The following is a 21,535-nucleotide window of genomic DNA, read 5'->3' on the forward strand; positions in this document are numbered from 1 at the left end:
GCTGCTCCGGATGCGCCGGGCCACGGGGCTGCCGGTGGCGTTCGGGGGGCTCCTGGACGACCGGCCCCGGGCGCCGCTGCGGATCGAGGAGCTGTCGGGCGCGTCGTCGGACGTGCTGCGCGGCCTGGCGATCAGCCCCGGCAGCGGTCTGGGCGGCCGGTCGATGGCGCTGGCGCGGCCGTGCGCGGTGACGGACTACCCGGAGGCGCGGCACATCAGCCACGAGTACGACGGGCCGGTCGCCGTGGAGGGCCTGCGGTCGGTGCTGGCCGTGCCGGTGGTGGTACGGCGGCGGGTGCGGGCGGTGCTGTACGGGGCGCTGCGCACACCGCAGCCGCTGGGCGACCGGGTGCTGGACGCGGCGGTGGCGGCGGCGCGCGACATGGAGCAGACGCTGGTGGCACGGGAGGAGGCGCGGCGTCTCCTGGACCGGGCGCCCGGCAGGGGCGTGGTCTCCGGCGCGGGCGGGGCGCCCGGCGCGGGCGCGTCCGGTGCGGGGGCGTGGGGCGGGGGCGCGCTGGGCGCCGGGGCGTGGGGAAGCGGGGCGTGGGGCGCAGTGGCCCCGGGGGCGGATTCCGGGTCGGTTTCCGGAGCGGATTCCGGGTCGGTTTCCGCGTCGGCGGCGTGGGAGGCGGTGCGGGAGGCACACGGGGAGCTGCGCGCGCTGGCCCCGCGCATCGCGGACCCGGCGCTGCGGGCCGAACTGCTGGCGGCGTGCGGCCGCCTGGCCTCGGCGGCGGGGGCGTCGGCCGGGGGCGGGCCCCGGGTGGGGCTGGCGCCCCGTGAGCTGGACGTGCTGGCGGCGGTGGCGACGGGCGCGACCAACGCGGACGCGGCACGGCGCCTGGGGCTGCGCCCGGAGACGGTGAAGGGCTACCTGCGGTCGGCGATGCGCAAACTGGGCGCGCACACACGGCTGGAGGCGGTGGTGGCGGCACGCAGGGCGGGCCTGCTGCCGTAGGACGCGGCGGCGGCACGGGGCCGGGCCGGCTGCTGTGGGACGCGGCGGCGGCAGGGGGCGGGCCGACTGCTGTGGGACGCGCATCGGCGAAGCCGCCGTACGCAGCAGTCCTCACCCCGGGCGATGGGCGCCGTCCCCCGAGGGGAGTGCGCGCCCGTCACCCCGCGAAGACCCCGAACCGCACGTCGTACGAACGCCCCCGCCCCAGGAGGTCGAGCATCCGCGCGGCCTCCTCAGCCACGGCGGCACGGGCGGCGCGCCCGACCGGGGCGAACGGCTGCACGGTCAGCGTGAGATCCCCGCCCTCGTCCCCCTTCCCCTCCTCCAGCCGCCAGATCCCGGCGAGGAAGCCGTCCACGAGGAGTGTGCGGTGGGCCTGGTTGCCCTTCCATGTGCGGTTCTTGTACGCGGCCGGTACGAGGCGGGTGCGGTCGGCGTGGGAGAGGAGGGCGTTGTCGAACTCGGGCAGGAAGCGCGGCGGGGCCGGGGTGTCCGGGTCGGGGCGCGGCGCGTCGGGCAGGTCGAACAGCTCGGTGCCGTACGGGTCGCGGAAGGTGAGGAGCCGGGGCCGCAGCCGTTCGAAGGCGCCGCTCAGCCGGGTCAGGCCGGACCAGGTCCGCATGTCCTTGACGGATGCGGGTCCGAAGGCGGCCAGGTAGCGCAGGACCACGTCGTCCACCGGGGCGGGCGGTACGGGCTCGGCGTCGGGGCCTCGGCCGAGCCAGACGTCCGCGGTGGTCAGCGCGACCTGCCCGCTGCGGTCCCACAGGCCGCGCGGGGTGACCTGGACCAGCGGCAGCAGGCAGCGCGCGAGGCCGGTCAGCGCGAGGGGGTCGGCGTCGGGCCAGCGCTCCAGCAGGGCCGTGCGGATCTCCTTGGGGTGCGGGGCCGCTCCTCGACGAGCCGCCGTACGAGCGCGGCGAGGACGTCCGGCTCGACGCCGGGGCACCGCTTGCCGAACATCCGCACCTCTCTGTCGCGCGCGGGCAGCATCAGCGGGATCAGCGCCAGGGCGTCGGCGGCGGTGTGGGTGTGGAGGGTGGAGCGCATGGTGACGGTCCGTACGGCCGCGCGCCGCTTCATGAGCCCGGACAGCTCCTCGGGCCGGAACCCTTCGAGGCGGGCGGCGAGGGCGTGGTACGGCGGCCTGGTGTTCTGCGCCTGGAGCCCGACGAGGTGGCGCACGGCGTCCTCGGCGCCCATCGGGGCGCGGCGCAGCAGGAGCTGGCGGGCGAGCGTGGCACGGTTGAGGGCGCGGACGGAGAGCACGGGCGGGGTGGTCGTCGATGCCATGGCCGCACGCTACCGAGACTCGCGGACAACTCCTGTCCGCGAGGCCCCCGCCTTCCGGCCCACCGACCCCACCGGCCCGGCCCCGCGCCCGGTCGAGGCCGGGGCGACCGGAGGTGACGGGATCGAATCCCCCGGTCGGAGCGTGGTGACGACGACGGGGCGGACGGAGAGGACCTTGCCGACTTCCCAGCCCCGCGCGGTCCGAGAGCGCCACACGACCCCTCCGGTGCGCGGGTCGATCTCACGGAGCTGGCTGTGGCGCTTGCCGCGGTCGACGCTGACCGCGCAGTCGGGCTTCACCAGGAGCCGGGCGCCGCCCGCCACGTGAGCCGTACCAGGGCTGCGGCACGTGCGGCATCAGTCCTGCCGCCTCTCCGCCGCCCCGCGTCCGGCCGGGCCCGCGGGTGGCGCCTCCCCGCGGCCGGCGCTCGCCCGGCTGCTCATCGGCACGGGTCGGCAGTGCGGCCCCGCCGGGAAGATCACGGCTGCCCCCTCGTTGCTCGTCGTGTCCACGGCCGATGGGAGCGTCAGCCCGCGACGCGTTCGCCGGACGGCTCGGCGACGACGATCCGGATGTGCGGCGGGGCGTACTTGCGCGCCTTGCGGACCATCTTCGCCAGATCGAACCTGGCACGCGGAACGGTGACGTGGACCGGCGCGGGCATGGCCGGGTGCGGCGGCGCGACGGCCATGCCGACCGGCAGGGACGCGCCGGAACGCATCATCGCGCCGATCAGCGCCCGCGTCCCGTCCCGCGGTGTGGCGACGACGAACGCGGTGACGTCGGCCCACGGCAGCAGCACCTCGCCGAACCTGACGCCCGCCGCGTCGAACTGGAAAACGGTGCGCCGCTTCTCGAACCAGGAGACGATGAAGGGCACGGCGAGGACGATGACCGTGCCGCCCTTCATGTCGAGGGCCCAGCCGAGCAGCAGGGCGAGCGCCACGACGCCTCCGATAAGGCCCCACAGCGCCGCCAGGTCCCGGACGGAGAACGGGTGGGCGACCCGGTAGCGCTCCCAGCGCCCACCACGGCGGGTGGGCCCGGTGCCGGGTACGCGGCTGCCTTGCGACATGACGGAATGTCCTCTCTCGATCAGATGCCGTCCGGTGGCTGTGGGCTTCCCCCCGGTGGGGCGCCCCGACGGGACGGTTGCCCCGGGCCGTTGGGCGGCGTCCGGACGCGACCGGGCAGACTCTGTCGCGGGACGCTGCAGGGCTGCTGAAATCCCGGTGAACCACGGATTTGAAAGACTGAGCGGTCACTGGCCGTACGGAGGAGACGAGGACCAGGCAGTGGGCGTGGCTTCACAGGAACCGGCCGGGAACGCGGCCGACGCGAGCGGCGACCTGCGGATCGACCTGCTCGGGCCGGTGCGGGCCCGCCGTGGCGACACGCCGCTCGCGCTCGGCCCGGTACGGCGGCAGGCCGTTCTCGCCGCGCTGGTGCTGCGCGCGCCGAGCCTGGTCGCACACCGGCAACTCCTCGCCGACATATGGGGAACGCGGCCGCCCGGTACGGGCCACCAGGTCCTGCCGAGCTACGTCTACGCGCTGCGCAAGGCGCTCGACACGGCGAGCGGCGGGACCGACCGGTCGGTGATCCACAGCAGGCCCGGCGGTTACCGGTTCGTACCCGGCGCGGCGCGGACCGACCTCGCGGCGCTCGCCGACCTGGCCGCCCGCGCCCGGGGCGCGAAGGACTCCGGTGATCTCGACGCCGCACTGGAGCACGGCGCCAGGGCCCTGGAGCTGTTCCGGGGCGAACCGCTGCTCGGCCTCCCGGGGCCGCTCGCCGACAGCGAGCGTCAGCGCCTCGCCCGGCAGCGGCGCACGCTCCACCAGGACCGGGCGGAGTGCCTGCTGTCGCTCGGCCGGTACGCGGACGCGCTGGACGAGCTCTCGGCCGCACCGCTGGCCGAGCCGTACGACGAATCGCTCGCGGCACTGCGGATGCGCGCGCTGTACGGCAGCGGCCGGCAGGCCGAGGCACTGGCCGTCTACCAGGAGGTGCGGCGCCGGCTCCTCGACGAGCTGGGCGTGGAGCCCGGCGAGGAGCTGCGCGGCGTGCACCAGGCCGTCCTGCGGCGGGACGCCCCGCGGCTCCTCGGCCGGTCGGCCGAGCCGGGGACGGCAGCCGCCCCCGCTCCCCGGGGCGTACGGCGGGACGAGCCGCCGCCCGGACGTGCCCGCTCCGGCCGGTCCGGGCACCCGCACGGTGCGGCGCCCCGTCGGAACGAGCTTCCCGGCGACATCGCCTGCCTGGTCGGCCGGGAGCGGGAACTGGCCCTGCTCACCGCCCCCGTGTCCCCGGCAGCGGTGTCCGTGGTCGCGGTGGACGGCACGGCGGGCGTCGGCAAGACCGCCCTGGTGGTGCGCGCCGCGTGGGCGCTCAGCGCCGCCTACCCGGACGGCTGCCTGTTCGTGGACCTCCGCACGCACGGCGCCGCCCACGAGAGCGGTGGCCCCGAGCGTGCGCTGCGCCGCCTCCTGCGTACGGTCCACGGCGACGGTGACACGTTTCCTGACGGCCCGGAGGACGTGGAGGAGCTGGTCACCGCCTGGCGCGCGGCGACGAGCGCACTGCGGCTGCTGCTCGTCGTCGACGACGCGCGCGGCGCCGAGCAGGTGCGCCCGCTCCTGCCCGCCGGACCGGGCAGCCGGGTGCTGGTGACGAGCCGTCAGCGTCTGCCCGGCCTCGACGCCGATGTACGGCTCACCGTGGAGCCGCTGGGCACGGGCGACGCGGTCCGGCTCCTGCGCGAGCTGCTCGGGGAGTCCCGCGCGGACCGCGAACCCGACGCGGCGCTGGAGCTCGCCCGGCGGTGCGGCGGCCTGCCCCTGGCACTGCGCATCGCGAGCGCCCGCCTCCAGAACCGGCCGGCCTGGACCCTGGCCCTGCTGGCCGGACGGATGGCGGACGACGTGCGCGGCCTCGGCGAGCTGCGGGCCGAGGACCGCAGCGTGGAGGCCGCCTTCCGGATGTCGTACGACCGGCTCACGCCCGGACTGCGGCGCGGTTTCCGCGCGTTGGGGATGGCGCCGACCGCGGGCATCGACGGGCTCACCCTCGCCGCGATGCTGGGTGGTTCCCGTGAGGACGCGGAAGTCCTCCTCGAAGACCTGGTCGACGCCAGCCTGCTCCAGCAGCCCCGCCCCGGCCGCTACGCGTTGCACGACCTCGTACGGGCGCACGCGCGCCGCCTCGCCGCCGAGACGCCCGGGCAGGCCGCCGCGGACCGGGCCGCCGTCCTGCGCCTCTACACGGCCGCGTGCCGCGCGGCCGGCGACTGGGGTCCCGAGGCCTTCCCCACCGGCCCCGGCGACACCGGTTCGCCCTTCCCCGGCTGGCGGGAAGCCTCGGCATGGCTCGAAGCTGCGGGCGGCGAACTCGTCGACGTGGTCTCCTACGCGGCCACCACCGGCCACCCCGATCACGCCTGCTGGATCGCCGAGGCCCTGGTGGACCACCTGGTCCGCCTGGGCCGGTACCACGAGGGCCGCGCCGCGCTGAATCTCGCGCTGCCCTGCGCCGAACTGGCCGACGACCAGCGGATGCCCGCCTCGCTGCGCAACTGCCTGGGGATGATCGACCTCTACCAGGGGCGGCCGGGGCCGGCGCGCACCCGGTTCACCGAGGCGCTGCACCACAGCCGCAGCGGTGGCGGTCCGCGGGAGCGGGCACGGGCGACCGCCGGGTTGGGTATCGCCACGTGGATGCTCGGCGGCATCGAGGACGGGATCGTCCATCTCGACGAGGCGGTGGAGCTGGCGGCCGGGCTCGACGACGCCTGGCTGACCGGGGTGGCGACGTGCAGTCTCGGCGCGGTCCGTTCCCAGCAGGGGCTGCATGAGCGGGCGTTCGCGCACCACGCGGCCGCCCTCGCGGTGGCCGAGAAGAGCGGGCGCCCCAGAACGATCAGCAACGTCCTGTGCTTCTTCGCGGACACCCACCTGGCCGTCGGACAGTACGAGGAGGCCGAAGTCCTGCTGCGGCGGGCCGCCGAACTGGCCCGTCACGCCGAGGACCTGCCGCTGCACGCCGCGAGCCTGTCACGGCTCGCGACCGTGGAGCAGATCCAGGACAGGACGCATTCCGCTGTCGCCACCCACCACCAGGCCCTCGCCACACTGACCCGGCACACGAGCGTGTGGCTGGAGATGGAGGTCCGCATCCGTCTCGGCAACACCTACGCGGCGGCGGGCCGTAGCGCCGAGGCGCGCCGGGAGTTCCAGGCCGCTCTCTCCCTGCCCGGAGCGGGCGACTACCCACGCCAGTTCGAACTGGCGCGCGCCCGGCTCAGCGGCTTCGGCTGACCGGTGGAGCCTGACGGCGGTGAACGGCCGCTGCCGGTCCCCGTTGGTACCGCTCCTGGCGGACGAGCGAGCACTGAGGCGTCACGGCCTCAGGCGGGGCCGGTGCGGGCGTTCCTGTGCCGTCCGGTCCGCGGGACCGCCGGGGCACGCGCCCCGGGCCCGGCGATGCCTGGGAGGGCACGGGATGGAGGACCATGGAGGGGACGGCTCCCGGGAGGGAGCGTTCCGCGCAGCGCACCACACCGCTCCAAGCGATGAGGAGGGCCCATGAACGCCGCCGACGAGGGACGGCAGCGACTGGACGCGGTGAGCGTCCTCAACGCGAAGAGCACGCTCCTTCACCTGCTGGAAGGGGCGGGCATCGCGCCCGGCGACGCGGAGGAGCTGATCGGGCTGGTCGAGGCCGGGGCGCTCGCCCTCGCGCACCAGGAGGTCGAGAAGCTCGGACGGGACGCTCCGGGTGACAAGGGCGAGCTGTACGAGTCGGGCCGGCGCGACGGCGCCCAGGCGGTCGCCGACGAGATCGGCGCGCTCGCGGAACGGGCGCTGCGGCGGGCCGTCGCCTCCGCCCGTCCGGTACCGGCCGCGGGCCCCCGTCCTCCCGTCAGCAGAATGCAGGTGGAGCGGGCGAAGGCGGCGGTCGTGCCGCTCTACCTGTCGTTCACGGACCTCTCCGACCTGGACCCGGAGGTCTCCACACAGGTCCTCACCGCCGTCCTCGGCACCATGGGCTCCGTGCGGCGCGCCGCGTACGCGGGGCGGCTGACCGAGTTCGCCTCCGCCCATCGCGCGCGGCTGGAGCGGCTGTACGCGGCGTACGGCCCCGGCAGCCGGATCGCGATCCACGGCCGCTACTCGCTCGTCCACTCCCCCACCAGCGTCGCCGTACTGGAACGGCTCGCCGCCGACCCGGCGGCGCTCCGGGAGGAGTGGGACGCCGCGGAACTGCCCCCGGCGTGGCTGGAGGGCCTGACCACCGCCTGGGGGGAGGCGACGCCCTGAGTGAGGGCCGGGCGACGGCCGTCCGGTCGGCGTCCGGCGGGTGGTGTCGGACCCGTCTGTCAGGGTGGGCGGTGAAAGGGAGCCGCGTTCGGGGCGGCCGGTGAACGGGGCGGGAGGCGGCATGGCGGTGGACCGGGACGACGGCGGCTGGGCCGGCGTGTCGTCGGAGGACTGGAACGATCACGGCGTCATCCGGCGGCGCCTCGGCCAAGGGGCCGACCCCGAGGCGTACATGGGAGGGCGGCCGCTGCACCTGGCGGCGCGTCGGGGCTCGCCCGAGGTGGTGGCCGAGCCGGCGCGGCGCGTGGCCGACGTGGACGCGCGGCAGTACGGCACCACCGCGTTGTGGGAAGCCGTCATGGAGGGCCGCGCCGACAACGCGCGGGTGCTCGCGGCCGCTGGTGCCGACCCCTGGCGGCCCCAGATCGGCGGCTGGTCGCCAGGGCGGCTGAGCCTCGCCGGGCCGACGCCCGGTCTGTTCGACCGGCCGGAGGGGCAGCCCGGGCTGACCGGGGCGGAACAGGAGGCGGTACGGGAGAGCGCGCGGCTGCTCGCGGCCCTGGGGAGGCGCAGTCCCGACGGTCTGGGCCTGGCGTGCGTCGCGGGCGTCGGCGCCGAGGAGGCGATACGCCGCCTGGACGCGACACCGGCGCGGGACGAGGACGTGGACGAGGTGCTGGAGGACCCGTACGCGTACGAGCCGGACGAGATCCTGCGCCTCGTCGGCGTGACGGAGGTGCCCGGCGGCTGCGTGGTGGCCCAGCCGTGGTCCTACGGGCCGTCGATGCCCGGCGTCGTGACGCGGCTGTCCGTCGGCACCGTCTGCTACGGCTTCTACGGCAACCCCAAGAGCGGAAACCAGGGGAGCATCGCCCGCGACGGCGCGCTGGAGGCGTGGGACCTGCACCCCGGAGGAGGCGGCGTGCGCGGGGACGCCGGACCCGAGGAGGTCCTCGCCTCGTACCTCTGCACCGGTGCCGCCGTGGCGTACGCCTACGCCTTCGCGGGGCTGCGGCCCACGGACGACCGCGCGATATCGGGCCCGCCCGACCGGTGGGTCGAACTGCCGCCGAGGGACTACTGGACGAGCTGACGGGAGCGGTCCGCCGGGACGGCCCGAAACCTCAGAAGCCGTCTAACTCCATTGCCCCTCGCCGATCCTGCCAGGCAGGGTTGCCCGACCGGACGTCGACCGTGTCAAGGAGAGAGCCGTGTTCCGCAGGCAGTCGGTGCTCGTTCTGCGTGACGCCCCCGAGATCCTCCAGGCCGTACGGGCCGCCCTCGCCGACGCGGAGCCGCACGAGCGGGCCGGGCTGGGGCGGGCGCTCACGCTGGTCGAGGCGCAGTGCGCCCGGACCGACGGGGAGCTCCGCGGCCGGTGGGTGGACGGCGTGCTCGGCGCGGCGGGCGTGGACGTCGAGGACCAGGTGAAGGCCGTGGCTGCGGTACGCCGGGCAGCGGCGGACCTGGGGCTCTCCCAGGCCGTGGACCTGGTACGGGAGGCCCGGGAGCACGCGTCGGCCTGAGCGGAGGGCCCTGGCCCCGTGCCGGGCGGCCGGGGTGCGGATTTCCGCAGGTCGGTACTGAGGGGGCAGCGGCACCGGGTGTGGCGGGGACCTTCATACTTGCGTTGCCCGCCGATCCTCCGGGGGGAAGCATCCCGTCGCCCGGGTCGCGGGCGACAACCCGACCACGTGGGAGCGTTCCATGCAGCTCATGTCCTCGGCCTCGTCCCAGCCCCCGGCGGACGGGTTCGCCGGGTGGGCCGCCGGTCTGATCGAGGCCCTCGGCGGGCCCGGGGCGGGGCTGGCCATCGCGTTGGAGAACCTGTTCCCGCCGCTGCCGAGCGAGGTGATCCTGCCGCTCACCGGGTTCGCCGCCGGGCAGGGGGTGCTCAGCCTCGCGTCGGCGCTGTTCTGGACGACTCTCGGCTCCGTCGTGGGAGCCGCCGTCCTCTACTGGATCGGCCGGGTCTTCGGTCGTGAGCGCATGCACGCCGTCTGGGCGAGGCTGCCGCTGGTGAAGGCTTCCGATCTGGAGCGCACTGAGGCGTGGTTCGTGCGGCACGGCACCAAGGCCGTCTTCCTCGGCCGCATGGTGCCGATCTTCCGCAGTCTCATCTCCGCCCCCGCCGGTGTGGAGCGCATGCCCCTGCCCGTGTTCCTCACACTGACCGCGCTCGGCAGCCTCATCTGGAACTCCATTCTGGTGCTGGCCGGTTACTGGCTGGGCGACCGGTGGGCGACGGTGGAGACGTACGTCGGGCTCGTCTCCAAGGCGGTTCTCGTCCTGGTGGTGGTCGCGCTCGTCGCGTACGTGGCCGTGCGGCTCCGCGGTGCGCGACGGGCACGGCACCGGCGTACCTCGTGACGTGCCCGCCCGGCTCCCGGCCGCACGGCGCGCTCCTCGGTTGCCTCACCGCCGTGTAGGGCTGCCTGTGCTTGGCCTTGTCCGGCGCCGCCCTCGGCCCGTTCCTGCTGTGGCCGTACACGCGGGCCGCCGCCCTCGGGATCCTCACGGGCGGGGCGCGGCGGCCGACCGCGCTGGAGCGGGCCGTCGCATCCCGGCGGTCCCGCGCTACCGGAGTCGTAGCGCGGGGCGCGGGGCGGAAGCGCGGCGGGGTCAGCGGGAGGCGGGGCGCCGGTCCTGGCCGGCCAGGGCGGACTTGCGGTACGAGTAGGCGAAGTAGACGACGAGGCCGATCAGGAACCACACCGCGAACCGCAGCCAGGTCTCCACCCGCAGGTAGGTGATCAGCCAGATGGAGGCGATCACGCCGATGGCGGGGGTGACGGGCATGAACGGGGTGCGGAAGGCGCGGGGCAGGTCTGGGCGGCGGTAGCGGAGCACGATCACGGCGGTGCAGACGACGGCGAAGGCGAGCAGGATGCCGATGTTCGTCAGCTCGGCCGCCTCCCCGATCGGCACGAAACCGGCGATGGCCGCCGACGCGACGCCGACGATCCAGGTGACGCGGGTGGGGACGTGCCGGGTCGGGTGGGTCTTGGCGAACCAGCGCGGCAGCAGCCCGTCACGGGACATCGAGAACCACACACGGGTGACTCCCAGCATGAACGTGAACATGACGGTCAGGATGCCGATGATCGCGCCGACCGCCACGATGTCCGCCACCACGCCGAGCCCCACCGACTTGAACGCCGTCGAGAAGCCGCTCTCCGGGTCGATCTCCGTGTAGTGCTGCATGCCCGTCAGCGCCAGGCAGGCCAGGACGTACAGGACCATGGCGATGGCCAGCGAGTAGAGGATCGCCTTCGGCATGTGGCGCTGCGCGTCCTTCGACTCCTCGGCGGCCGTGCTCATCGCGTCGTACCCGAAGACCGCGAAGAAGACCGTCGCCGCGCCGGTGAACGCTCCGCCGACGCCGTACGGGAAGAACGGGGCGTAGTTCTCGCTCCTGACGTGGAAGAAGCCCACCACGATCACCAGCAGCACCACCAGGACCTTCAGCACCACGACGGCGGTCTCGAAGCGGGCCGCGTTCTTGATGCCGAGGTTCAGCAGGTACGCGATGAGCAGGCAGAGCAGCGCCGCGAAGAGGTCCACGCGGTGGCCCTCGCCCGTGCCGGGCGCGCCCAGCATCCACGTGGGCAGCGCGGTGCCGGTCTCCGTGAGCAGGAAGTTGAAGTAGCCGGAGATGCCGATGGCGACGACCGCGACGATCGCCGTGTACTCCAGCAGCAGGTCCCAGCCGATGAACCAGCCCGCCAGCTCGCCGAGGACCGCGTATCCGTACGTGTAGGCCGAACCGGCCTTCGGGATCAGCCCGGCGAATTCCGCGTACGAGAAGGCGGCGGCCGCGCTGGCGACGCCCGCGATCAGGAACGACACGAGCACGGCGGGCCCCGCGGTGCCGTTGGCGACCGTGCCTGCGAGCGTGAAGATCCCGGCGCCGATGATGCCGCCGACACCGATCGCGGTGAGCTGCCACAGGCCGAGCGTGCGGGTGAGCTGCTCGCCGGGCGCGCCCTCGGCCTCCTCGAGGTGCTCGATCGGCTTTCTGCGCAGTACGCCCTGTCCCATCCGGAGCCTGGCCATGACCCGTCCTCTCCGCCGGTGGCTGACGGGGGCTCATGATGGCCGAGCCCCCGGACGATCGGAAGGTGACGCTCCGCCACGGATGCGCGCGAACCGGTCAGGTCAGGGTGGCGTCGTGGCCGGCGCCGGGGGCGCGCTCCTCCGGTGCCGGTACGAGGACGGTGGCGGCGCCGCGCACGGCCGCGGTGTGCGGGGCGGGCGCCACGCGGACCGGTGCGCGCAGCCGCGCGGCGAGACCGTGGCGGAGCTCGGGACGCAGGGCGCCGCCGCCGGTGAGGAGGACGCCGCGGCGCAGCGCCTCGACGCTCAGGGGGGTGCGGTCCGTGCGGAACATGTCGGTGACCATCCCGGCCGCCGCGTCCGCCAGGTCGTCGTGGGTGGTGGTGGCGTCGAGGTCGCTGGTGCCGAGGAGGGTGCGGTACGCGTTGACGACCGCGCCGTCCCTGAGCAGGCCGACCTCCGTGAGGTGGGCGCCCACGTCCACCACCAGGAGGGGGCCGGCCAGGTCGGCGGCGGCCCCGAGGGCGGCGGCCCGGGCGGCGGGGACGGTGAGCACGCGGCGGGGCCGCAGCACCCGCAGGGCGGTGAGCGCCGCGGCCCGGTGCTCCACGCCGCCCAGCACGGGCGTGGCCAGCACGATGAGCGGCCGGGTGCCGCGCGGGACGCGGTGGCCGAGCAGCCGGTGCAGCAGGCGTCCCGCGCCCTCGGGGTCGACGATGGCGCCGCGCCGCACCGGGTACGACGCGCCGCCCTCGCTCGGGAACGTCACGGTGGGCACGTCCAGGACGGCGCCCCGGCCGGGCGCCCACACGCGGGTGCGGGCGCTGCCCAGTTCGACTGCGAACCCCGGGTACGTCATCCGTCGCACGGGCCCGGGCGCACGGCGCGGGCGCGCGGGCCGGGCCCGGTCGGTGCTCACCGGCGCGCCTCCCGCGCCTGGTGGCAGTGGCCGCAGTAGCGGGCCTGGGGCACGATCGTGAGCCTGCGCAGGCCGACGGGTCCCCCGCAGAGCTCGCAGGTGCCGTAGCGGCCCTGGTCCATCCGCTCCAGCGCGGCCTCCACGTCGTGGAGGACCATCCGCGCGGACGCGGTCAGTGCCGCCCGCACCTCCCTGCGGGCGGCACTCCCGTCCCAGGCGGTGGCCGCGGGAACGGGGGCTGGGGCGCGTCGGGGGGTCCGGTCCGGCGCGGGGCGGGTCATGCGGGCCAGCTGTTCCAGCCGGAAGCGGCGCTGCTCCTCCAGGTTCCGGCGCAGGGCCGCGAAGTCCTCGGCGGTCGGGCCCGCGTCGTCGGCGCGGGCGGTCCGGTTGCTCACGGGTCACCACTCCACAGGGGCACGGATAGGCGAGGGACCCGGTGCGGGGAGCCGGGTCGGGCAGGTCGGTCGGGGGAGGTCCCCTCGGCCGGTGGGGACGGGCCCCGGTCGGCCGGTGGGGGCGGGGACGGGCGCGGAGCCTTGGCGGGCGCGTGGGCCGGTCCGGTGCGTCCGCCGGTCGAGAGCGCGGGGCCGGGGCGGGCGGGGGCCGGCCCGCCGGTTCCGCGCCCGCCCCGGCCGGGCGGCGGGCGGGCGGCCGTCAGGCGGCGGTGCGGCGGCAGCCCACGCAGTGGCGGGTGTACGGCAGGATCTCCAGGCGCTCGGCCGGGATCGGCTTGCCGCAGCCCTGGCAGCTGCCGTACGTGCCGGCGGCCAGGCGCTCGAACGCCGCGTCGATCTCCTTCAGGACCCGCAGTGTGGAGGCCCGCTGGGCGGCGAGGAGGTCGTCGGCGGCCTGCTGGCCCGCCCCGGCCGCCTCGATGGCCTTCAGCTGCGTGAGCCGCGACTCCCGCTCGTGGTCGAGGCGCTGCCGGGCCTCGTGGTCCGTCAGCCGTCCGGGTGCGGCTCCCGAAGCGGCGCTGCCGAGCGTCATGGCGTACTCCTCCTGGACAAGGACGGGTGGGAACACACAGGGGCCACCACGGCGTGTCCCGGTCGTCCGGGCCGCCGGGCGGCTGACTCTCCACCCTGACCGGTGGGCCCGGCGGGGGCCATGGGTCGCGGCACCCATTTCCGGTGGGGCGCGGAGTGCAGGAACGCGCAGGTCGGAGCCGTAGGGGCGCGGGGGGATGGATGCCGGGCCCCATCGACGGCCGGGCCGTGGGACCGGCAGGCTTGGCGGGTGCGGCCCGCCCGGTGGGACGCGCGTCGGGGAGGCCGGGGATAGTGGTGGCAACTGTGGGGTTTATAGGAAGGTTCCGTGCACCGTGTCCTTGTTCTGGCGGATTTTCGGGCTCAACGCCGTGGTCCTCGGTACGGCCACCGCGCTGCTGCTGTGGGCACCGGTGACCGTGTCCGTACCGGTGCTGCTGACGGAGGCGGTGATCCTGGTCGCCGGTCTCGCGGTGATGCTGGTCGCCAACGCGGCGCTGCTGCGGGTCGGTCTGGCGCCGCTGGAGCGGCTGACGCGTGAGATGAAGACCGTGGACCTGCTGCGGCCCGGCCAGCGGCTGCCCGTGTCCGGGAACGGCGGGGTAGCGGAGCTGATCCGCACGTTCAACGACATGCTGGACCGGCTGGAGGCGGAGCGCGCCACGAGCAGCGCCCGCGCACTGTCCGCGCAGGAGTCGGAGCGGCGGCGGGTGGCGCAGGAGCTGCACGACGAGGTGGGGCAGAGCATGACGGCCGTGCTGCTCGGGCTGAAGCGGGTCGCGGACCGGGCGCCGGAGCCGCTGCGGGCGGAGTTGCAGCAGGCGCAGGAGATCACCCGGTCCAGCCTGGACGAGGTGCGGCGGCTGGCCCGGCGGCTGCGCCCCGGCGTGCTGGAGGACCTGGGCCTGGTCAGCGCGCTCACGTCGCTCGCCGACGACTTCGCCACCCACACGGGGCTGACGGTGCGCCGCCGTCTCGACAGTGGCCTGCCGCCGCTGGACCGTCAGACGGAGCTGGTGCTGTACCGGGTGGCGCAGGAGGGGCTCACCAACGCCGCCCGGCACGCCGAAGCCACCCGCGTGGAACTGGCGCTGCGGCGCACGGCGGACGGGGTGGTGCTGTCCGTGGAGGACGACGGCCGGGGCGTGGGCGTCGCCGACGAGGGCGCAGGCATCCGGGGCATGCGGGAGCGCGCCCTGCTGGCCGGTGCCGCCCTCGACATCACGCGCGGCCGCTCCGGCGGCACGCTCGTGTCCCTGTCCGTACCGCACCCCGCCGGGAAGACCGCATGAACCAGGACCACGTCCGCGTGAACGAGGACCACGTCCGCACGGACCAGGACCGTGTGAACCGGCCCGGGACGTCCGTCACCCGCATCCTCCTCGCCGACGACCACGCGCTGGTACGGCGCGGGGTCCGGCTGATCCTGGACGGCGAACCGGACCTGCGGGTCGTCGCCGAGGCCGGGGACGGCGCCGAGGCCATCGCCATGGCCCGCGAGCAGCCGGTCGATCTGGCCGTGCTGGACGTGGCCATGCCGCGCATGACGGGGCTCCAGGCGGCGCGGGAGCTGTCGGCGCGTCATCCGTCGCTGCGCATCCTGATGCTGAGCATGTACGACAACGAGCAGTACTTCTTCCAGTCCCTGAAGGCCGGGGCCTGCGGATACGTGCTCAAGTCGGTGGCCGACCGGGACCTGGTGGCGGCCTGCCGGGCGGCGATGCGCGGCGAGCCGTTCCTGTACCCGGGTGCCGTGACGGCGCTGGTGCGGGACTACCTGGACCGGGCGCGGCACGGCGAGGAGCCGCCGGACCGGGTGCTCACCGCGCGCGAGGAGGAGATCCTCAAGCTGGTCGCGGAGGGCCACTCCTCCAAGGACATCGCCGACATGCTGGTGATCAGCGTCAAGACGGTGCAGCGGCACCGGGCGAACCTGCTCCACAAGCTGGGCCTGCGGGACCGCCTCCAGCTGACCCGGTACGCCATCCGGGCGGGCCTCATCGAGCCGTGACGGTAACCGGGACCGCGGGGTTCTGACGGGGCGGCGGGTACGGCAGGATACGACGGGTACGGGAGGAGGCGGGCATGCGGCGGTACGACGCGCACGGCCCCGTACCCGACCCCTGCGACCCCGCAGCCGACCCCTGCGGCCCCGTGCACGCCCCCTCCGCACCCGCCTTCGGCCCGACCGACCGCGCCCTCGCCGTCGCCTCGTGGGCCTCCGCCCCGGTCCCGCGCGACTCCGTGCCCGGCCCGTCCGCCCCGTTCCCCGGCCCGCGCGCCTCCGCCCTGGCGAACCTGGTCGCCGCCGCCGTCGCCGCGGTTCTCCTCGCCGTGCTCGGCGTCCTCGCGCCGACTGCACGCGCGACCGTCCCCACGGCCACGGCCTCCCCGGCCGCCGCACCCACGGCGCCCGTCCCCGCCGTGCCGTCGCCTGCCGGGCCGCCGCGCGTCGTGGTCCCCGACGACCCGTGCGCGGCGGCCTGTTCGGCGCCGCCACGCGCGTACGCGGACCTCACCGGCACCCGGTCGGTCCCGCCGCCCACCGGTGCGGCCCCGCCCCCGCCGCCTCCCGTACTCGAACCGCCCGCGGCCCGCCCGGCCGTCTCCGCGCCGGGACGGGACGCCGCGCGCGTCCACCGGCCCACGCGCCCCAGCGGGCGCGCCCCGCCCCCGCCTCCAGCCGGCTGACCCTTCCCGTCATTCACCCGCGCGCCGCCGTACGCGGCCGCGCGGTCCTGCCCGCTGGAGGCCTTCTTGACCCGCGCCATGCGGGTGCGAGCGCTGCTCGCACTCGTCGTCGTCGCCCTGTCCGTGTACATCGCCGTGACCGTCCCCGCCCGTCTGGGCCTCGATCTGCGCGGTGGCACGCAGATCGTGCTGGAGACCCGTGACTCCCCCACCGCCACCGCCGACGCCAAGGCCACCGACCGCACCGTGGAGGTGCTGCGCCGCCGCATCGACGCGCTCGGCGTCACCGAACCCGTCCTGACCCGCTCCGGCGACCGCCGGATCATCGTCGAGCTGCCCGGCGTGCAGGACCCGCGCGAGGCGGCCGACGTGCTGGGCCGCACCGCCCAGCTCACGTTCCACCCCGTGCTCGGCATGGCGCCGGACACGCCGCCCGCCGGGCCGGGCCGGCCGGAGCCGAAACCGGAGCCGAGCCCGTCGGGCGAGACCGTGCTGCCCGACGAGGACGGCCGGAAACTGCGGCTCGGGCCGTCGTCGCTGACCGGCGCCGACGTGGCCGAGGCGCAGGCCGTGATCGACCCGCAGCAGGGCCTCGGCTGGTACGTGGACGTGGAGTTCAAGGACAGGGGCAGCGACGGGTGGGCGAAGCTCACCGGCAAGGCCGCGTGCGCGGCGCCCGGCGACCCCGCCCGGCGCGTCGCGATCGTCCTGGACGACAAGGTCATCTCGTCGCCGCAGGTGGACGAGGACATCGCCTGCGACACGGGCATCGTCGGCGGTTCGACCCGGATCACGGGCGGCTTCGGCGCCGACGAGGCGCGCGAACTGGCGCTGCTGATCAACGGCGGCGCGCTGCCGGTCCCGGTGGAGACCGTCGAGCAGCGGACGGTCGGCCCGACGCTGGGCGCCGAGGCGATCCGCAGCAGCACGTGGGCGGCCGTGATCGGCATGGCCCTGACCGGTCTGTTCATCACCGCCCTGTACCGGCTCCTGGGCGGCCTCGCCGTCGTGGCGCTGGCCTGCTACGGCGTGATCTCGTACGCGGCGCTCGCGGCGCTTGGCGCGACGCTGACCCTGCCGGGCCTGGCCGGGTTCGTCCTGGCGATCGGCATGGCCGTGGACGCGAACGTGCTGGTCTTCGAACGGGCCCGGGAGGAGTACGCGCGGCGCGACACGGCCCGCAGAAGCCTGCGGGCCGCGCTGACGGCCGGGTTCCGGCAGGCGTTCAGCGCCATCGCCGACTCCAACATCACCACGCTGATCGCGGCGGTGCTGCTGTTCCTGCTGGCCTCGGGGCCGGTCCGGGGCTTCGGTGTGACGCTCGGCATCGGCGTCCTCGCGTCGATGGTGAGCGCGCTGGTCGTGACGCGGGCGCTGGCGGAGTTCGCGGTGGCGCGCAAGGCGGTGCGGCGGCGTCCTCGCCTGTCCGGCATCGGCGACACGGGCGCCGTGCGCAAGTGGCTGCTGCGCCGAGACCCGGACCTGATGGGGCGTCGTCGCCGCTGGCTCGCCGTGTCGGCCGCCGCCGTGCTGCTGTCGGTCGCCGGGATCTTCGTGCGGGGGCTGGACTTCGGGGTGGAGTTCACCGGCGGGCGGCTCGTGGAGTTCTCGACGTCGTCGCCGGTGGACGTGGACCGGGCGCGGGACGCGCTGGCCGACGCCGGATTCCCGCGCGCGGTGGTCCAGTCCTCCGGCGAGGGCGGCCTGACGGTGCGTACGGACCGGATGTCGAACGACGAGGCGGTGCGGATCGGCGAGGCCGTGGCCGAACTGGCCGGGGGCGAGGCGGAGAAGGTCCGGGACGAGCTGATCGGTCCGAGCCTCGGCGCGGAGCTGCGCAAGGGCGCCCTCATCGCCCTCGCGGTGGCGGTCGGTGCGCAGCTGCTGTACCTGGCGGTGCGGTTCCGGTGGCAGCTCGGCGCGGCGGCGGTCGTGGCGATGGTCCATGACGCGGCGATCCTCGTCGGGGTGTTCGCGTGGCTGGGCAAGCCGGTGGACGGGGTGTTCCTGGCGGCGCTGCTGACGGTGATCGGCTACTCGGTGAACGACTCGGTCGTCGTGTTCGACCGGATCAGGGAGCTGACGGGCGGTACGGGAGCCACGGGCGCCCGGCGGGAGAAGTCCCTCGCCCGGCTGACCAACACGGCGGTGCTCCAGACCGTGCCGCGCACGCTGAACACCGGTATGGGCGCGGTGTTCATCCTGGCCGCCCTGGCGGTGCTGGGCGGCGGGTCGCTGACGGACTTCGCGCTGGCGCTGCTGATCGGCATCGTCGTGGGCACGTACTCGTCGATGCTGACGGCCGCGCCGCTGGCGGTGGAGCTCCAGACGCGCGGTGAGGCCCCGGTACGGGGCGGGGGCAAGCGCCCCGGGCGTCCGGCGCGGCGGCCCGTCCAGGAGGAGGAGCCGACCCGCGCCTGACCCGTGGCGGACGTACCGGAAGGCCCGGCCCCATCGCGTGGGGCCGGGCCTTCCGGGTCCGTGCCGGGCGCGGCGGCGGCCGGTCAGGCGTGGTACGGGACCGTGGCCGGTCAGACGTCGCGGCCGTCTCAGGCGTCGCGGCCGTCTCTGCCGTCGCGGCCGTCTCTGCCGTCGCGGCCGTCTCAGGCGTCGGGCCGGGCCGCGGCCGGCAGGTGCACGACGAGCAGGGTGAACGCGGCGAGAGCGACATTGCGGGCGGCCGCGTCGAGGCCGTTCCAGTCGGAGGACTGCCACATGGCGAACCACTCGCCGCCGATCGCCATGAACCCGAGCCCGAACAGCAGCAGCACCATCACCAGGCCGGCCGTGCTCGCCGCCCGCGCCCGCCCGTACGCGCCACGGCGCAGGCCGGCGCACCACAGGACGGTGGCGAGGAGCAGGACGGCCGCCGCGACGGTCTCCCAGACGATGATCGCCACATAGGCGGCGTCCTGGAGGGCGGGCGACTCGACGGCCCGCCACATCAGGTCCGGATCCTTGAACGTGGTGTCCATGGCGAGGACGTGCCGCACGAACTGCTGGTTCGTCCCGAAGTCCGTGATGTTGCCGAACGCGACGAGCGCCATGTAGACGGCGACGGTGCCGGTGAGCGCCGTCGCGGCGAACGGCGCCGTGCCCAGTATCCGCCACCGCGCCCCGCTCCGGGCGCCCTTGCTCCGTGCCCCGCCGTCCCGCATGTCATCCACCCCCGCCGTAGACGCCGACCTCGCGCAGCGAGTATCCCCACCGCGTGCCGCGTTCCAACCCGACGACGCGGACGTACCGCGCGTCGGTGGCGGTGAAGCGGGCCGTGTCGAGGCCGCCGTCACCGGTGGTGGTGGACCAGACGGTGCGCCAGGCGGTCCCGTCGACGGACACCTCCACGCGGTACCCCTTCGCGTACGCGGCCTCCCAGTCGAGGGTGACGCGCCCGACGGAGCGGACCGCGCCCAGGTCGACGCGGAGCCACTGGGGGTCGCTCCACTCGCTGGCCCAGCGGGTGCGGGTGTCGCCGTCGACGGCCCTGGCCGGGGTGTGCCCGGCGAACGGGTCCCACCACTCGGTGGAGCCGGCCGTGGCGGGCGCCCCGGCCGCCAGATTCGCACCGGGGTCGTGGTGCTCGGAGGCGGCCCAGGTGCGCAGGTACGACTCGGCGCCTAGGAACAGGTCGTCCACGACGTCCTGGCCGCCGGTGACCCGGATGTCCTCCAGCCAGTCGGGGACGAGCCCGTGGTGGGCGGCGCCGTCCGTGTTGAGGTCCCAGACGCGCTGCCCGGTGGTCTGCCGGTCCACGACGGAGCCGCCGTCGGCGGTGCGGAACGGGTACCGCACGGGGTTCGGCGTGTCGGCGCCGCGCGGGGCGGGCCAGCCGCCGACGCCGTTCATGTCGGTGCCGTACCCGTAGCCGACGCCGTAGCGGGCGCGCAGCGCGTCCGTGCGGCGGGCCTCGGCGGTGAACTGCGCGGAGCCGTGCATGTACTGGGCGATGAACCCGCCGAGGCGGTAGACCCGCTCGGTCCACTCGGCGTCCATCCAGCTGTGCGAGGACAGGACGCCCGGGTACGCCTCGGACTCCAGGATGTCGAGGGCGCGGCCCGCGGCGTTGACGCTCATGTGGTCGATCTCCAGCATCATCCCGCGCCGCATCATGCCGCGCACCGCGTACTCGCCGAGGTCGGTCAGGCCGCGGGTGTTGCAGCGGGCGCCGTCCGCGTACGAGGGGACGGTGACGCCGGGCGGCAGTTTCGCCTCGGCGCCGGGGGCGGAGGCGCCGCCGATGGGGTTGTCGTGCTGGGGGCCGGTGCACGGCCCGGTCTTCCAGAACGTGCCGGTGGACAGGAACTGGCCGACGTTGATGGCGGTGCCGAGGGCGCCGGAGTCGAAGCGGACGCCGCACAGGGCGTTGTCGAACTTGTGGCAGAGGAACATGCTGCGCACGCCGAGCCGGTGCAGCTCGTCCAGTCCCCGGTCGATGTCCTCGCGGTCGCACTGGGCCACGTCGAGGACCTGCTTGCAGCCGAACGGCTCGGACGTCTCGACGCCCAGGACGACGGCGAGCTTGCCCTGCCGGACGACCTCGCGGGCCTGGGCGCTGTCGGTGACGATCCGGAACCAGCCCTTGCCGGGCCCGCCGTACATGCGGTCCACGTACGCCTGCATCTCGTACGTCTTCCGCGCCTGGAGGCGGATGGAGGTCATCTCGTCGCAGCCGCGGTCCTTGAAGAAGTACACGGAGCAGATGACGCCGTTGGTGACGAGGTCGTTGACGAGGACGCGCTGTCCGCCGCGCCAGGCGCGTTCGATCCAGGCGTAGTAGTTCTGCTGGTGGGTGAGCGAGTCGTGGGCGGGCCAGTCCGCGAACGTGGGCCAGCCGGTGGGGTCGTGCCTTCCGTCGCCGCCGCGGGTGATGAAGTCGAAGACGGCGAGGGAGCCGTCGGGGTAGTGCTCGGGGCAGTCCTTCAGGGCGTCGGCGACGCCCAGTTCGGAGAACGCCTTGCCGCAGATCAGGCGGCCGCCGAACGCCTCGTTGGACATGATGTGGTTGTGCGCGTCGACGAACCCGCGCACCCGGCCCTGCACATCGGTTCCCCTGAAGGGCTCCCCGGTGACGTTGACGGCCGAGTCGGGGGCGGGGCGCGCGACCGGCTCCCACCACGGGGGCGCGGAGTCGGCCCCGGAGGGCGCGGCGGGTCCGAGGGCGAGGGCCACCGCGGTGACGAGCAGGGAGAGCAGCGCGAGGAGGCCGCGCCGTGCGGGGTGGGGGGCTCGGGTCATGGGCGCACCGCCGTTTGTTCATGTCCCGTCAATTGGTCCGACGAGGATCGCGGCGGTACGTCGAGCAGTCAAGGG

Annotated in this window: 17 protein-coding genes and 1 pseudogene; 10 read left to right on the forward strand and 8 right to left on the reverse strand. The window is 75.2% G+C overall.

What is annotated here, in order from left to right; all coding sequences use genetic code 11:
- Window positions 1–10: 10 nt before the first annotated feature.
- Complete coding sequence (locus J116_RS03790) at window positions 11–961, forward strand: helix-turn-helix transcriptional regulator (RefSeq protein ID WP_051204038.1); 951 nt, start codon at window positions 11–13, stop codon at window positions 959–961.
- Window positions 962–1,118: 157 nt separating this feature from the next.
- Here the strand turns inward: J116_RS03790 and J116_RS03795 are convergent.
- Window positions 1,119–2,254: pseudogene (locus J116_RS03795) on the reverse strand (winged helix DNA-binding domain-containing protein).
- 527 nt (window positions 2,255–2,781) lie between these two features.
- Window positions 2,782–3,330, reverse strand: a complete 549-nt coding sequence (locus J116_RS03800) for a hypothetical protein (protein ID WP_023590679.1) — start codon at window positions 3,328–3,330, stop codon at window positions 2,782–2,784.
- 226 nt (window positions 3,331–3,556) lie between these two features.
- On the opposite strand from J116_RS03800, the gene J116_RS03805 reads away from it, so the two are divergent.
- From J116_RS03805 to J116_RS03825, 5 genes are all read left to right on the forward strand, one after another.
- A complete protein-coding gene (locus tag J116_RS03805; protein ID WP_051204037.1) occupies window positions 3,557–6,571 on the forward strand; it encodes an AfsR/SARP family transcriptional regulator in 3,015 nt (1,004 codons plus the stop codon).
- Window positions 6,572–6,838: 267 nt separating this feature from the next.
- Window positions 6,839–7,573, forward strand: coding sequence for a hypothetical protein (locus tag J116_RS03810; protein ID WP_023590677.1), 735 nt, complete (start codon window positions 6,839–6,841; stop codon window positions 7,571–7,573).
- A gap of 121 nt (window positions 7,574–7,694) precedes the next feature.
- Window positions 7,695–8,666 (forward strand): ankyrin repeat domain-containing protein, encoded by a 972-nt coding sequence (locus tag J116_RS03815; protein ID WP_023590676.1) that lies wholly within the window; start codon window positions 7,695–7,697, stop codon window positions 8,664–8,666.
- Window positions 8,667–8,784: 118 nt separating this feature from the next.
- The gene (locus J116_RS03820) at window positions 8,785–9,099 is read left to right on the forward strand and encodes a hypothetical protein (protein WP_023590675.1); all 315 of its coding nucleotides are present in this window, start codon (window positions 8,785–8,787) and stop codon (window positions 9,097–9,099) included.
- 181 nt (window positions 9,100–9,280) lie between these two features.
- Window positions 9,281–9,943, forward strand: a complete 663-nt coding sequence (locus J116_RS03825) for a DedA family protein (protein WP_023590674.1) — start codon at window positions 9,281–9,283, stop codon at window positions 9,941–9,943.
- Between the two features lie 252 nt (window positions 9,944–10,195).
- Here J116_RS03825 and J116_RS03830 read toward each other — a convergent pair whose 3' ends face one another.
- From J116_RS03830 to J116_RS03845, 4 genes are all read right to left on the reverse strand, one after another.
- Window positions 10,196–11,629, reverse strand: coding sequence for an amino acid permease (locus J116_RS03830; RefSeq protein WP_023590673.1), 1,434 nt, complete (start codon window positions 11,627–11,629; stop codon window positions 10,196–10,198).
- A gap of 97 nt (window positions 11,630–11,726) precedes the next feature.
- Entirely contained in the window at window positions 11,727–12,488 is a 762-nt protein-coding gene (locus J116_RS03835; RefSeq protein ID WP_099048208.1) for a rod shape-determining protein, read from the reverse strand.
- Window positions 12,489–12,544: 56 nt separating this feature from the next.
- The gene (locus J116_RS03840) at window positions 12,545–12,943 is read right to left on the reverse strand and encodes a TraR/DksA family transcriptional regulator (RefSeq protein ID WP_023590671.1); all 399 of its coding nucleotides are present in this window, start codon (window positions 12,941–12,943) and stop codon (window positions 12,545–12,547) included.
- A gap of 259 nt (window positions 12,944–13,202) precedes the next feature.
- Complete coding sequence (locus J116_RS03845) at window positions 13,203–13,535, reverse strand: TraR/DksA family transcriptional regulator (RefSeq protein WP_023590670.1); 333 nt, start codon at window positions 13,533–13,535, stop codon at window positions 13,203–13,205.
- A 334-nt stretch (window positions 13,536–13,869) separates the two neighbouring features.
- On the opposite strand from J116_RS03845, the gene J116_RS03850 reads away from it, so the two are divergent.
- The 4 genes from J116_RS03850 (at window position 13,870) to secD (ending at window position 18,646) form a co-directional block, all read left to right on the forward strand.
- Window positions 13,870–14,826, forward strand: a complete 957-nt coding sequence (locus tag J116_RS03850; RefSeq protein ID WP_028964691.1) for a HAMP domain-containing sensor histidine kinase — start codon at window positions 13,870–13,872, stop codon at window positions 14,824–14,826.
- Window positions 14,827–14,879: 53 nt separating this feature from the next.
- Window positions 14,880–15,545, forward strand: coding sequence for a response regulator (locus tag J116_RS03855; RefSeq protein ID WP_028964690.1), 666 nt, complete (start codon window positions 14,880–14,882; stop codon window positions 15,543–15,545).
- A 74-nt stretch (window positions 15,546–15,619) separates the two neighbouring features.
- Window positions 15,620–16,225: a hypothetical protein gene (locus J116_RS03860; RefSeq protein ID WP_023590667.1), complete on the forward strand. Its 606-nt coding sequence runs from the start codon at window positions 15,620–15,622 to the stop codon at window positions 16,223–16,225.
- 66 nt (window positions 16,226–16,291) lie between these two features.
- Window positions 16,292–18,646 (forward strand): protein translocase subunit SecD, encoded by a 2,355-nt coding sequence (gene secD, locus J116_RS03865; RefSeq protein WP_051203978.1) that lies wholly within the window; start codon window positions 16,292–16,294, stop codon window positions 18,644–18,646.
- Between the two features lie 182 nt (window positions 18,647–18,828).
- On the opposite strand, the gene J116_RS03870 is transcribed toward secD, so the two are convergent.
- The gene (locus J116_RS03870) at window positions 18,829–19,383 is read right to left on the reverse strand and encodes a DUF2165 domain-containing protein (protein ID WP_023590665.1); all 555 of its coding nucleotides are present in this window, start codon (window positions 19,381–19,383) and stop codon (window positions 18,829–18,831) included.
- A 1-nt stretch (window position 19,384) separates the two neighbouring features.
- Complete coding sequence (locus J116_RS03875; protein ID WP_023590664.1) at window positions 19,385–21,460, reverse strand: galactose-binding domain-containing protein; 2,076 nt, start codon at window positions 21,458–21,460, stop codon at window positions 19,385–19,387.
- Between the last annotated feature and the right edge of the window lie 75 nt (window positions 21,461–21,535).

Origin of the sequence: Streptomyces thermolilacinus SPC6 (assembly GCF_000478605.2) — a bacterium.
Lineage (GTDB): Bacteria > Actinomycetota > Actinomycetes > Streptomycetales > Streptomycetaceae > Streptomyces > Streptomyces thermolilacinus.